12 protein-coding genes and 5 tRNA genes are annotated in these 12,690 nt (G+C 34.5%); 1 reads left to right on the forward strand and 16 read right to left on the reverse strand.

What is annotated here, in order from left to right; translation table 11 throughout:
- Positions 1-3 precede the first annotated feature (3 nt).
- From rpoB to AB1410_05910, 14 genes are all read right to left on the reverse strand, one after another.
- A complete protein-coding gene (rpoB, locus tag AB1410_05845) occupies positions 4-4,260 on the reverse strand; it encodes a DNA-directed RNA polymerase subunit beta (GenBank protein MEW6456221.1) in 4,257 nt (1,418 codons plus the stop codon).
- Between the two features lie 42 nt (positions 4,261-4,302).
- Entirely contained in the window at positions 4,303-4,680 is a 378-nt protein-coding gene (gene rplL, locus AB1410_05850) for a 50S ribosomal protein L7/L12 (GenBank protein MEW6456222.1), read from the reverse strand.
- A gap of 6 nt (positions 4,681-4,686) precedes the next feature.
- Positions 4,687-5,214: a 50S ribosomal protein L10 gene (gene rplJ / locus AB1410_05855; protein MEW6456223.1), complete on the reverse strand. Its 528-nt coding sequence runs from the start codon at positions 5,212-5,214 to the stop codon at positions 4,687-4,689.
- An 11-nt stretch (positions 5,215-5,225) separates the two neighbouring features.
- Positions 5,226-5,912, reverse strand: coding sequence for a 50S ribosomal protein L1 (gene rplA, locus AB1410_05860; protein ID MEW6456224.1), 687 nt, complete (start codon positions 5,910-5,912; stop codon positions 5,226-5,228).
- Positions 5,905-6,336, reverse strand: a complete 432-nt coding sequence (rplK, locus tag AB1410_05865; protein ID MEW6456225.1) for a 50S ribosomal protein L11 — start codon at positions 6,334-6,336, stop codon at positions 5,905-5,907. Before rplK ends, rplA begins: the two co-directional genes overlap by 8 nt.
- Before the next feature lie 9 nt (positions 6,337-6,345).
- Positions 6,346-6,870: a transcription termination/antitermination protein NusG gene (nusG, locus tag AB1410_05870; protein ID MEW6456226.1), complete on the reverse strand. Its 525-nt coding sequence runs from the start codon at positions 6,868-6,870 to the stop codon at positions 6,346-6,348.
- Between the two features lie 8 nt (positions 6,871-6,878).
- Positions 6,879-7,091, reverse strand: coding sequence for a preprotein translocase subunit SecE (gene secE, locus AB1410_05875; protein ID MEW6456227.1), 213 nt, complete (start codon positions 7,089-7,091; stop codon positions 6,879-6,881).
- Between the two features lie 15 nt (positions 7,092-7,106).
- A tRNA-Trp gene (locus AB1410_05880) sits at positions 7,107-7,182 on the reverse strand.
- Between the two features lie 11 nt (positions 7,183-7,193).
- Positions 7,194-7,343 carry a 50S ribosomal protein L33 gene (rpmG, locus tag AB1410_05885; protein MEW6456228.1) on the reverse strand — a complete coding sequence of 50 codons (150 nt, stop codon included), beginning with the start codon at positions 7,341-7,343 and terminating at the stop codon, positions 7,194-7,196.
- Between the two features lie 5 nt (positions 7,344-7,348).
- Positions 7,349-8,548, reverse strand: coding sequence for an elongation factor Tu (gene tuf, locus AB1410_05890; GenBank protein MEW6456229.1), 1,200 nt, complete (start codon positions 8,546-8,548; stop codon positions 7,349-7,351).
- Between the two features lie 26 nt (positions 8,549-8,574).
- A tRNA-Thr gene (locus AB1410_05895) sits at positions 8,575-8,647 on the reverse strand.
- Positions 8,648-8,787: 140 nt separating this feature from the next.
- Positions 8,788-8,863: transfer RNA gene (locus AB1410_05900), tRNA-Gly, on the reverse strand.
- A gap of 5 nt (positions 8,864-8,868) precedes the next feature.
- Positions 8,869-8,951, reverse strand: a tRNA-Tyr gene (locus AB1410_05905).
- 35 nt (positions 8,952-8,986) lie between these two features.
- Positions 8,987-9,061, reverse strand: a tRNA-Thr gene (locus AB1410_05910).
- A 204-nt stretch (positions 9,062-9,265) separates the two neighbouring features.
- On the opposite strand from AB1410_05910, the gene AB1410_05915 reads away from it, so the two are divergent.
- Positions 9,266-10,201 carry a glycosyltransferase family 2 protein gene (locus tag AB1410_05915; protein ID MEW6456230.1) on the forward strand — a complete coding sequence of 312 codons (936 nt, stop codon included), beginning with the start codon at positions 9,266-9,268 and terminating at the stop codon, positions 10,199-10,201.
- Here the strand turns inward: AB1410_05915 and galE are convergent.
- Both galE and AB1410_05925 read right to left on the reverse strand, forming a co-directional pair.
- Positions 10,192-11,166: a UDP-glucose 4-epimerase GalE gene (gene galE, locus AB1410_05920; GenBank protein MEW6456231.1), complete on the reverse strand. Its 975-nt coding sequence runs from the start codon at positions 11,164-11,166 to the stop codon at positions 10,192-10,194. The genes AB1410_05915 and galE overlap by 10 nt on opposite strands.
- A 1-nt stretch (position 11,167) precedes the next feature.
- Positions 11,168-12,625: an HD domain-containing protein gene (locus AB1410_05925; GenBank protein ID MEW6456232.1), complete on the reverse strand. Its 1,458-nt coding sequence runs from the start codon at positions 12,623-12,625 to the stop codon at positions 11,168-11,170.
- Positions 12,626-12,690 lie beyond the last annotated feature (65 nt).

A 12,690-nucleotide genomic window follows, 5' to 3' on the forward strand; every position in this document is an offset into this window, starting at 1 on the left:
GAATTATTTAATTTGAACTCCCCAGAATTCCTTTTCTTTCTTTTTTGCTGAAATCAATTCAACATTTACAGCAAGACTCTGAAGTTCTTTAATAAGAACATTTACAGATTCAGGGAGTCCAGGAGAAAACTCAAGATCTCCTTTTACTATTGCATCATATATATTCCATCTTCCACTGATATCATCAGATTTAACTGTGAGCATTTCCTGAAGGGTATATGCTGCTCCGTAAGCTTCTAACGCCCAAACTTCCATTTCTCCGAATCTCTGTCCTCCAAATTGAGCTTTTCCTCCCAAGGGTTGTTGGGTTATTAGCGAGTAAGGACCTGTCGATCTTGCATGAATTTTGTCTTCAACAAGATGGTATAACTTCATCATATATATATAACCTACAGTTATTTCCTGATCAAAAAGCTCTCCTGTTAGTCCATCTGTAACTCTGGATTTTCCATTACTCGGTAAAGAAGCTTTCTGTAAATAGTTTTTTATTTCATGTTCCGCTGCGCCTTCAAAAACTGGAGAGGAAAACCACAGACCCAAGGCTTTAGCTGCCCATCCTAAATGTGTTTCAAGAATTTGTCCCACATTCATCCTTGAAGGAACACCCAGAGGATTTAAAACAACTTCAATAGGAGTTCCATCTGGTAAAAAGGGCATATCTTCTTCAGGGACTATCTTGGCAATAACTCCCTTGTTTCCATGACGTCCGGCCATCTTATCTCCCTCAGAAAGCTTTCTTTTTACCGCAATATAGACTTTTATAATTTTGATAACGCCTGGGGGAAGCTCATCCCCCTTTTTTAATTGATCAATTTTCTCTTCCCAAGTTAATTTAATAGAGTCAATCTGGCGGTTAAATTTTGTTTCAATTTCGTTTATTTTCTTTTCCTTCTCTGGTCCCTCGATTTTTAACTTTTTCCAATGAATAAAGTCTACACTATTCAATAATTCATCATTTATTATTGAACCTTTCCTAAATGACTTCTTTCCGATCTGTACATCTTTTGCAAGTTTTTCTTTATTTAATAGTTCTTTTATCTGCTTAGCTTTTTCAATCTGCAAAATTTTTATCTCGTCATTTAAATTTCTTTTCATCCTGTTAATTTCTTCTTCTTCTATAATTTTTGTTCTTCCATCTTTGTCAATCCCTCTTCTTGAGAATATTTTCACATCAACAACAGTACCTTCTACTCCAGGAGGACAATATAAAGATTCATCTTTTACATCTAAGGCTTTTTCTCCAAAAATAGCCTTTAAAAGCTTTTCCTCTGGTGATAGCTGTGTTTCTCCCTTTGGAGCGACTTTTCCCACTAATATATCTCCTGGTCTAACATAGGCTCCTATTCGAACAATTCCAAACTCATCCAGATTTCTCAATATCTTTTCTTTTACATTTGGAATATCCCTCGTTATCTCCTCAGGACCCAACTTTGTATCTCTTGCTTCGATAGTCTGTTCAATTATATGAATAGAGGTGTAACAATCCTCTTTTACTAATTTTTCGCTTATAACTATTGCATCTTCAAAATTGTATCCTCTCCAAGGTATAAATGCCACAAGGACATTTCTTCCAAGAGCCAGCTCTCCTTTATCTGTACATGCGCCATCTGCTAATATCTGGCCTTCCTCAACCTTTTCTCCCTTTTTGACTAATGGCCTTTGATTAATCAATGTATTTTGGTTTGATCTCTTGAACTTGGTTAAAATATATAGATCTGTTCCTATATCATTGGGATTTGCTCCATCTTTTTCGAATACCTTTACGATTATTCTTTGAGAATCTACATTCTCAACAATTCCACTTCTTCTACAAATAATAACAGACCCAGAATTTTTTGCTACCTCATACTCTATTCCTGTCCCCACTAATGGAGCCTCTGGTTTAACGAGGGGAACAGCCTGTCTCTGCATATTGGAGCCCATTAATGCCCTGTTTGCATCGTCATGCTCTAAGAAAGGAATTAATGAAGCAGCAACGGAGACTACCTGTTTGGGAGAAAGATCTATGAAATTTACCTGATTTCTGTGTACCAGTTTAAAATTTCCACCCTGCCGGGCAATAACATATTCATTAGTAAAATTTCCTTTTTCATCAACAGGAGCATTTGCCTGGGCAATAATATATCCTTCCTCTTCCCATGCCGTAAGATAAAACACATAAGGTTCGGAAATAAACATCTTCTTTCTTCTTAATTTGAGCTCTTCCTCTTCTCTTAACAGTTCAGATTCCTCGAGTATATCACCAACTTTAAATCTTGAATTGCCAGGAGAAAGAATTTTGAAATGATTCAATACTTTTCCATTCTCCACTTTTTTATATGGCGTCTCAATAAATCCGAATTCATTTACTCTTCCATAAATACTCAGGGAAGAAATTAATCCGATACTCGGACCTTCGGGGGTCTCAATAGGGCAGATTCTACCATAATGAGTAGGATGGACATCTCTAACTTCAAATCCAGCTCTTTCTCTACTCAGTCCTTGAGGTCCCATTGCCGATAATCTTCTTTTATGGGTGATTTCGGAAAGGGGATTTGTCTGATCCAGAAATTGAGATAATTCCCCTGTTCCAAAGAACTCCTTTAATGCTGCAATTACTGGCTTTGAATTTATCAGGTCATAGGGCATGGCAGTGGACAATTCAGATGTCATTGTCATTCTCTCTTTTACAACTTTTTCCATTCTTAAGAGGCCGATTCTAAATGCATTTTCAACCAATTCTCCCACAGATCTTATTCTTCTGTTTCCCAAATGGTCTATATCGTCAACGGTCCCCATTCCTTTTTTCAGTTTCAATAGATAAGTTGCTATACTAATCCAATCTGAGGGTGAAAGAATTCTATTATCCAAGGGAGTTCCAACGCTCAATTTTATGTTGAACTTCAATTTTCCGATTCTTGAAATGTCATATTTTTGTGGATTAAAAAAGGTATTATTGAATAAAGTTCTTGCATTTTCTAAATTATGAGGTTCTGAGGGTCTTAATTTTTTAAAGATCTCTATCAATGCTTCTTCATGACTCTTTTTTCTATCCTTTTTCAATGTTTCACTAATAACAGGCCCCACATCATCTTCTTCAGAGAAAAATACTTCAAAAGGAATTCCTTTTTCTAATAAACTATCTAAAAGAGATTCTTCAATTTGCTGATTTACATCTATTATTCCTTCTATTTTTTTAGCACTAAAAGCTGAAAAAAGTTCTTCTCTTTCGATGGGAACTTCTTTTATACCTGACTTCATTAAATTTTGGATTATCAATTTTGTTAACTTCTTCTTAGAGTTGATTATTACTTTTTTTGTGGAAGGGTCGATTATATCTTTAGAAACTGTTTTGCCGCTTAAATTTTCATTAAGTTCCCAGTAAAAGAATTCATTTTTCCCAACAATTTTAAATATTTTGTAAAAAGCTTTTATTATTTCTTCATCAGTTCCATATCCCAATGCTCTGAAAAATATCGTTGCAGGAAACTTTTTTCTTTTATCCATTTTTATGTAAAGGATATTCTTTGAATCATATTCAAGAACAATCCATGCCCCTCGAGCTGGTATAATTTTTGCAATGTAATAACCCTTCGACTCTCCAGGCAAGAAAAATACACCTGGAGACCTCTGAAGCTGGCTCACTATCACTCTTTCAGTGCCATTTATTATAAAAGTTCCATATTCTGCCATATAAGGAATCTCACCAAAATACACTTCCTGTTCTTTTATATCTTTTAACCTCTTTGTGTCTGAATGGGGGTCTCTTTCCCACTGGATTAATCTGAGAACAACTTTCAATGGAATAGAATATGTATATCCCTTATCTTTGCACTCCTGGGGAGAATATTTAATTTTTAATTTAATATTGTCACCACAATAGTCACATGTTGGAATTTCTACTTCGCTAATTGAATTACATACAGGGCAGATTACGTCCTTTATTGATTCATTTCTTGGCAATAAGAGAGTGCCACACTTTTTACATTTTGGTCTTGCATTTTCAACTCCCTTGAGCTTTCCGCATAAGCATTCCCAATTCCCAAGAGAATAACTCACAAATTCAAGAGAGGCGTTTTCTCTGAAATCCATAATTGGAAATACACTTTTAAATGCTGCCTGGATTCCTACCTCATCTTTTTCTTCTGGTAATAGTTCCATCTGCAAGAATTTTTTAAATGAATTTTTTTGAACCTCTATCAAATCGGGTATGGGAATAGTAGTTTTTATTTTTGAAAAATCTATTCTTTCCAAGTACTTATTGTTTTTTGAAACTTTCATTTCTTACCTCTTTTTTTAAATTTTTAAAATTCTATAAAAATTTTATTTAATTTCAATCTCAGCACCTGCAGCTTCAAATTTAGATTTTATTGAATGGGCCTCTTCTTTTGAGATACCTTCTTTTATTGGCTTCGGTGCACTTTCGACTAATTCTTTTGCTTCTTTCAATCCTAAATTTGTAACCTCTCTTAAAACTTTAATTACATTTAATTTATTTGTTCCAACGCTCTTCAATACAACTGAAAATTCTGTCTTTTCTTCCTCTTTTTTTGCTTCTCCCTGAGGAGTAACCTGTTGAGCCATTACAGGAGCTGCTGCCACTGGAGATATCCCATATCTCTTTTCAAATTCCTTGATATAGTCAGCCAGTTCAATAACTGTAAGCTTATCAAGGTGTTCGAAAAATTGTTCTTTTGTAATTTTCATCTATTCCTCCGTTTTTGTTTTATTTAAAAGTGCTTTTATTTGGTTCCCAAATATGCTTAAAGGTGAAGATAAGTTTTGCAAGAAAGTATTTAATGGATAAATTATATATGAAAAAAGCTGTGCTTTTAATAAATTCCTTGGCGGGAGATTTGAAATTGCGTCTACTTCCTCTGAATTGAAAAATTTTCCTTCAATTAAGGCACCTTTGATTTTTAAATTTTTGTTATCTTTTTTGAAATCTATCAATAGCTTAGCGGGCGAGACTTCATCCTCATAAGAAAAAATAAGGCCTGTTGTCTCTCTTAATACATTGGTATCAATTATATCATCATAATAATTTTTAAGGGCGATTTTGGTTAATCTATTCCTTACTATTTTTAACTCAGATGAGTTTTCTTTGAATTTTCTCCTCATTCCACTCATTTTTTTGACTGATAATCCTTTAAAATCAATAAAGAAAACACTTTTTGATGCTGAAAATTTTTCCTTAATTTTATTAACCACAATTTCTTTTTGAGCTCTATTCATTCATAAACTCCCTATTTTATCCCCACTGACTGGAAGGATATCTCAATTGATGGACTCATCGTTGTTGAGACATGAACGGATTTTATGTATTTACCCTTAGCAGTAGGTGGTTTTGCCTTCAATACTGATTCAATAAAAGCTCTCGTATTCTCTACAAGTTTATCCTCTGAAAAGGAAATTTTACCAATCATAGCATTTATAATGCCTGTTTTATCCATTTTGAACTCAATTTTTCCTGATTTAATTTCAGAAACTGCTTTGCCAACCTCAAATGTTACAGTACCTGATTTTGGATTTGGCATAAGACCTCGTGGCCCCAATATTTTGCCCAATTTTCCCATACTTTTCATCATATCAGGTGTGGCAATCACAGAATCAAATTCTATCCATCCCCCTGAGATTTTTTCTATTATTTCTTCTCCTCCAACAATATCTGCTCCTGCATTCTCTGCTTCTTTAACTTTTTCTCCTGAAGCTATTACCAAAACTTTTTTTTCTTTGCCTGTGCCGTGAGGAAGAACAACAGTGCTTCTTACTATTTGATCAGGTTTCTTTGGATCTACTCCAAGTCTTATTGATATATCAAATGATTCGTTAAATTTAGGTCTTTTGATCTTCTTAAGAAGAGAAATTGCTTCTTCTAATGGATATGGTTTCTTTTCAATAAAATTAAAAGCTTCTAAATATTTTTTACTCATTTGTGATCTCCAATCCCATACTTTTTGCTGAGCCTTTTATAATTTCAACAGCTTTTTCTAAAGAATAGCAATTTAAATCTGTAAGTTTTACTTTAGCAATATCAATCAGTTGCTTTTCACTTATTTTACCAACTTTATTTCTCCTGGGATCTCCTGAACCTTTTGCAATTGAAGCGGCTTTTTTCAATAAATAGGATGTTGAAGGAGCTTTCACCTCAAATGAAAATGTTTTATCTGTATAAATTGTAATTACTACAGGGAGTATCATTCCCTTTTCCATCTTTGCAGTAATCTCATTGAATTTTTTTACAAATTCCATGGTGTTAACTTGATGGGGCCCAAGAGCTGGTCCTACAGGAGGCTGAGGCGTTGCCTCTCCTGCTGGCAATTGCAATTTTACGATAGCCTTTATTGTTTTTGCCATTTTAATCTCCTATAATTTTTCTACCTGAAGAAGTTCAAGTTCAACAGGTGTGGCTCTTCCGAATATTGTTACTACTACTTTTAAGATATTCTTCTCTGGATTTACTTCTTCAACAATTCCATTAAAATTTGAAAAAGGGCCATCAATAATTCTTACAGCTTCTCCTTTTTCAAAACTGTGTTTTGGCTTTGGCTTCTCTGAGGTCTCCTCCATCTGTTTTACTATTTTTCTAACCTCTTCTTCTTCTAACGGGGTTGGCTTTTGTCCTGTTCCCACAAAACCTGTGACACGAGGAGTACCTCTAACTAAGTGCCATGTTTTGTCATCCATTTCCATCTGGATAATAATGTAGCCCGGATAAGATTTTTTAGGCGTAACAACCTTTTTCCCACCTTTGATCTCTACAACATTTTCTACTGGAATTATTATTTCTCCAAATTTCTCTTGGACATCGAGTTTTTTTACCTTCTCTTTTAAAGTTTCTGCAACAAATTTTTCAAACCCGGAATAGGTATGAACAATATACCAGTTCATCATATGTTTCATCCTAAAATTGTCTTAATTTTTGCAACTATAACAGAAAAAATAACATCAAAAAAGAATAAGAAAAATCCAAAGAAGATTACAGCAATTACTACCACTATTGTTGTTCCTACTATTTCTTTCTTGTTTGGCCATGTTACTTTTTTCAATTCACCTTTTACTTCCATTAAAAAATTCTTCAATTTTTTGAATATATTCTTTTTTTCTTCCATAACCTTTTTATTTATTGGCAGGCCAGAGAGGACTCGAACCCCCAACCACCGGTTTTGGAGACCGGCGCTCTACCAATTGAGCTACTGGCCTGTACACAAATGTTATTTGATCTCCTTATGAATTGTATGAGCTCGACAAAATTTACAATATTTTTTTAGTTCTAATTTTTCAGTATGCTTTTTTTTGTTTTTTGTAGTTGAATAATTTCTTCTTTTACATTGGGAACATTGTAATGTAATTACTTCTCTCATCTCTCTCACTCAATGATATCTGTAACAGAACCTGCTCCTACAGTTTTTCCTCCTTCCCTTATGGCAAACCTCAACCCTTTCTCCATTGCTATTGGTGTTATGAGTTCTATCTCCAAATTTACATTATCTCCTGGCATTACCATCTCTACTCCAGAAGGGAGTTTAACTGTTCCTGTGACATCTGTGGTTCTGAAGTAGAACTGGGGTCTGTAGCCTGTGAAGAAAGGAGTGTGTCTTCCTCCTTCTTCTTTCTTTAAGACATAGACTTCTGCTTTAAATTTTGTATGGGGAGTTATAGAACCTGGTTTTGCAAGTACCATACCTCTCATGACCTCTGTTTTCTCTGTGCCTCGGAGGAGCACCCCTATGTTATCTCCTGCTATTCCCTCATCGAGTATTTTTCTGAACATCTCAACTCCTGTGACAACTCTTCTGAGCGTGGGTCTTATTCCCACTATCTCCACCTCTTCTCCAAGTTTTATTCTTCCTCTCTCCACCCTTCCTGTAACCACAGTACCTCTTCCTGAGATTGAGAATATATCCTCTATGGGCATGAGAAATGGCATATCTATGAGTCTCTCAGGTATGGGGATGTATCTATCAACCACATCCATCAACTCAAGGATACTTCTGTTTTCAGGTTTTGAAGGGTCTCCATCACTTTCCATAGCCTTAAGGGCTGAGCCTCTCACAACAGGAATTTCATCTCCTGGAAATCCATATTTTTTTAGAAGCTCTCTCACCTCAAGTTCCACAAGATCTAATATCTCAGGGTCATCCACCATGTCTACCTTGTTGAGGTAGACCACTATGTAAGGAACATTCACCTGGCGAGCTAAAAGTATGTGCTCACGGGTCTGTGGCATTGGACCATCTGCAGCTGATACAACCAGTATTGCCCCATCCATCTGAGCTGCTCCTGTGATCATGTTCTTTATGTAATCTGCATGGCCAGGACAGTCTATGTGGGCATAATGACGATTTTGGGTCTCATACTCCACATGGGCTATCTGTATTGTTATGCCTCTTTCTTTTTCCTCAGGTGCATTATCGATTGACCAGAAATCTCTGTAGACTATCTTTGGGTTTAACTTGTTTAAAACCTTTGTTATGGCTGATGTAAGGGTGGTTTTTCCATGGTCTACATGGCCTATCGTTCCTATGTTTAGATGGGGTTTTAATCTCTCAAATTTTTCCTTTGCCATTTATTTTCCTCCCTTTTCTTTAATAAAGCCCACGACCAGATTTGAACTGGTGACCCCATCCTTACCAAGGATGTGCTCTACCACCTGAGCTACGTGGGCAAAAATTAGTGTCATGTCACCTATCGGAACTGTTACCCCGACTGCCTGAAGGGATTCTCCCTTCAGGCTACCCTGTCGCGGGTTCTGATATCTCATATCAGCTTTAATTTCTTCTGTCATAATAATACTTTACTGAGAAATGGAGCGGGAAACGGGACTCGAACCCGCGACATTCAGCTTGGAAGGCTGACGCTCTACCAACTGAGCTATTCCCGCTCACATGGGCAGGGAAGGATTCGAACCTCCGAAGCCTTTCGGCAGCGGGTTTACAGCCCGCCCCAATTGTCCACTCTGGCACCTGCCCAAGAAATTTAATAATTCGAAAAAATCCATTAAACATGGAGCTGGCGATAGGAGTCGAACCTACAACCCGCTGATTACAAATCAGCTGCTCTTCCATTGAGCTACGCCAGCAAAAGTTATGCATTTAAGAATAAACTTCTCTTTTCAAGGTGAAATAAAAATTAAATTTAATATAAAAATATAATATAAATAAAAATTTGAATTTTGTCAATTGGCACTTATTGTAATTTCCTGGACATACCTTTTTCATTCTATAAAAATATTTCTTTTATTTCAAATTTTTTTTAAAATTATAGTGGAATGAGATTTTATCCATTGGATTTATCAATTATCATAGTAAACTTTAATCGTAAGGATTTTCTTGATATATGCCTTAATTCCTTGTTTAATTCTATCAATAGTCTTCCTTATTCTTATGAAGTAATTGTTGTTGACAATAACTCCACTGATGGAAGTGTTGAATTAATTGAGAATAAATATAAGAAAATTGTGCTTATTAAAAATAGAGATAATTTAGGTTTTGGAAAGGCAAATAACATTGGAATAAAGCACAGTAGAGGAAATTTTATCCTCTTTCTTAACAACGACACTTATGTATATCCAGGTTCTATAGAAACCTTAATTAAAAAAATGCACGAATATAAAAATGTTGGAGCTGCTGGATGTCTTATTTTAAATGAAGACTTAAGTCTTCAGTTGTCGTTTGGAAAAATGATCGACTTTAGCAATGAGTTCTTTCAAAAATATCTTGCCAATTATTACTATCGACTCAAATGGGGCAGAGCTCCTAAAAAAGGAATAAATATATATACTGATTGGATTTCTGGAGCATGCCTCATAACAAGAGCTGATATTCTTGAAGAGATTAAATATTTTGATGAAAATTTTTTTATGTATACTGAAGAGGTTGACCTTTGTAAAAGGATAAAAGATAAAGGCTGGAAAATTTTATACACAACAGATACTCAAATTCTACATTATAGAGGGAAATCCACCCAGTTGATTAATAAAAAAACTGTCTTAGAATACAGGAAAAGCCAGCTTTATTTCTATGCAAAACATTATGGAGAAGAAAAAGTCAAATATCTGAAAATGTATTTGTTCTTCAAATTCTCATTTATTTTAGTTTTAATCAATTTAATTAATACTTTTACAAAAAAGGACAGCTCTTATTATCGTGAAAAAATTGACACGTACAGAAGATTATTGAAATTTATCAAAAATTTTAAATATTCTGACTATCATATATAATGTTTTCTTATCCACTCCCATGCAGTCTGAATAATTGTTTCAATATCTGAATTCCTTGGCTTCCAGCCCAACATTTCAGTAATTTTTTTATTAGAGGCTATGAGGGTATGAGGATCTCCCCTCCTTCTCGATTTTATTTCAACCTCTATCTTCTTCCCAGTAATTCTTTCAGCACAATTAATAATTTCTCTATTTGAATACCCTATACCTGTTCCAAGGTTCAAAATATGATAGTCATCATTGCTGAATAATTTTTCTAAAGCTAAAACATGAGCATTACTTAAGTCTGTTACATGAATATAATCCCTGATGGCTGTCCCATCTTTTGTTGGAAAGTCATCTCCAAAAAGTTCAAATTTTTTATTTTTTCCTATTATCGATAACAATATATTTGGAATGAGATGTGTTTCTGGGTCATGAAGCTCACCCAATTCTCCATCGAGATCAGCACCAGCTGCATTAAAATATCTCAAAGAAATAAAGCTAACGTTGTAATTTATAAAATATCTATAAAGTATCTTTTCTATTACATATTTTGTCTCTCCGTAAGGGTTGATCGGGTTTATTGGATGGTTTTCATCTATAGGTAGATACTGGGGCTCTCCGTAGACTCCAGCACTTGAAGAAAAAATAATTTTCTTAACCCCATGTTTTTTCATTGCATCTAAAAGATTTAAAGCATTTAAAATATTTTCCCTGTAGTATCTTTCTGGAAATTTATATGACTCCTCCACAATACTTAACGAAGCAAAATGTATTACTCCGTCTATTCTGTTTTCCTCGAAAGCCCTGTTCAGGGAATTAATTTCCTGCAGGTCTCCTAAATAAAAATTATTAGATTTAATTAATTCTTTTTTCCCGGTTGAAAGATTATCAAAAATAATAACATTGAATCCTTTTTTGATTAATTCTTTTACTGTATGGGAACCTATATATCCAGCTCCACCTGTTACTAATATGTTCATGTTATATTATCTCTTTTCCAAAAAGTTTCATGCAAACCTCAGGAGCTTTTTCTATTCCTTCATCTTTTGTAAAAAATGCACCGTCAAGTTGCATTTCCCATAATTCTTTTAAAATCTTGCCGAGATTAGGCCCAGGAGAAAATCCTAAATTTAACAAATCTCTCCCCCTTACCAGAGGCTTTATGGATTCTTTGGTCACGTTGAAATCTTCAAGTTTTTTAAAAAGCCACTTTGCCTGCTTGTCAAGACCTCTTAATAATTTATTTTCCCTCCCTTTTCTATCAGCTAAATCAAGGTATATCAAAAGAGATAGATCACCTTTCATATCCTTCATTAATCTATTAAAAGCTTTCTTTGATATAGAACCTCTGTTTTGCCAGAGGTCAGTCGTTCTGTGGTGGTATTTTACCAGTAATAGAATTTTTTCTTTCAGGTCATATCCATCCAATGAAAAGATTTTTAACTGATTTAAAATATTTTTCGTAATTTCAGTTCCAACGTAATCATGTCTTTTATTGGTAAGAACAAGCCTTCTTTTTTTCCATTCCCATTGAGAGGTATGTGGTTTTGCTATATCATGAAATAAAGCCCCGAGTAAAAGAGCAAGGGAAACAGGTCTTTCAAGCTTAAAAATTTCAGTAATACGTTTTGCCTGATTTAATGTAATCAATGTATGGTGCCATACAGTATGATTTCCATGTCTATCTTTTTCTGGGTGAAATATGGAATCTTGAATTGTATATGTCATCGGAAGAATTGGAGGAAATAGCTGATCAATCACCCCCAATTTCAAATATTCTTCCATTCCTATTGAGGGCTTTTTTGAGTTAAGTAATAATTTGAAAAGTTCTTCAGAAATCCTTTCACTACTCAATCCTTTAAGCTTTATCTTCTTTGAAATTTCATAAATTTCATTTGAAACTTTATAATTTAAAACAGATGCAAACCGAGCTACTCTAAGAACTCTCAATGGATCTTCGAGAAAATGAGATGGGTCGGTCATTCTGATTGTTTTCTTCTTTATATCATCTCTCCCATTAAACGGATCGATTAATTTACCATCGATCAACCTTAAAGCCATACTATTGCATTTTATATCTCTCCTCTGAAGGTCCTTCTCGATAGGAAGATACGGATCGGCTTTTATGATAAAATCTTTATGAGAAGAAGAATCACTACCTACCGATAAATCAATTCTTGGAAGAGACACATCAATGGTTCTTCCTTTTTGAGTAAATTTAATCACTCCAAAACTTTTTCCGACAAGGTCTATATGACCGAATGACTTTAATTTCTCTATGATTTCTTCTACAGGATAATTGGTTATTAATATATCAACATCGGTGGAGGGATTCCCCCTTACAAGATCTCTTACATATCCTCCCACAGCGAAACTATTTTCTTTAAATAAAGAAATAAATAAATCTTTTTCTGGAAAATCAAATTTCTTAAAATACATTGTCATAAACAAATTTTAACACAAATTGAATTATTTATTAAAAACTATAAGAAAATCGTATGTGT

The sequence above is a fragment of the Acidobacteriota bacterium genome (genome assembly GCA_040756905.1).
GTDB lineage: Bacteria > Acidobacteriota > Aminicenantia > JBFLYD01 > JBFLYD01 > JBFLYD01.

Coding starts and splice junctions, on each gene's coding strand:
- rpmG (MEW6456228.1), bottom strand. CDS start 7,343: ATGAGAGAAGTAATTACATTACAATGTTCCCAATGTAAAAGAAGAAAT.
- rplJ (MEW6456223.1), bottom strand. CDS start 5,214: ATGAATAGAGCTCAAAAAGAAATTGTGGTTAATAAAATTAAGGAAAAA.
- rplK (MEW6456225.1), bottom strand. CDS start 6,336: ATGGCAAAAACAATAAAGGCTATCGTAAAATTGCAATTGCCAGCAGGA.
- galE (MEW6456231.1), bottom strand. CDS start 11,166: ATGAACATATTAGTAACAGGTGGAGCTGGATATATAGGTTCCCATACA.
- nusG (MEW6456226.1), bottom strand. CDS start 6,870: ATGAACTGGTATATTGTTCATACCTATTCCGGGTTTGAAAAATTTGTT.
- tuf (MEW6456229.1), bottom strand. CDS start 8,548: ATGGCAAAGGAAAAATTTGAGAGATTAAAACCCCATCTAAACATAGGA.
- secE (MEW6456227.1), bottom strand. CDS start 7,091: ATGGAAGAAAAAAAGAATATATTCAAAAAATTGAAGAATTTTTTAATG.
- rpoB (MEW6456221.1), bottom strand. CDS start 4,260: ATGAAAGTTTCAAAAAACAATAAGTACTTGGAAAGAATAGATTTTTCA.
- AB1410_05925 (MEW6456232.1), bottom strand. CDS start 12,625: ATGTATTTTAAGAAATTTGATTTTCCAGAAAAAGATTTATTTATTTCT.
- rplA (MEW6456224.1), bottom strand. CDS start 5,912: ATGAGTAAAAAATATTTAGAAGCTTTTAATTTTATTGAAAAGAAACCA.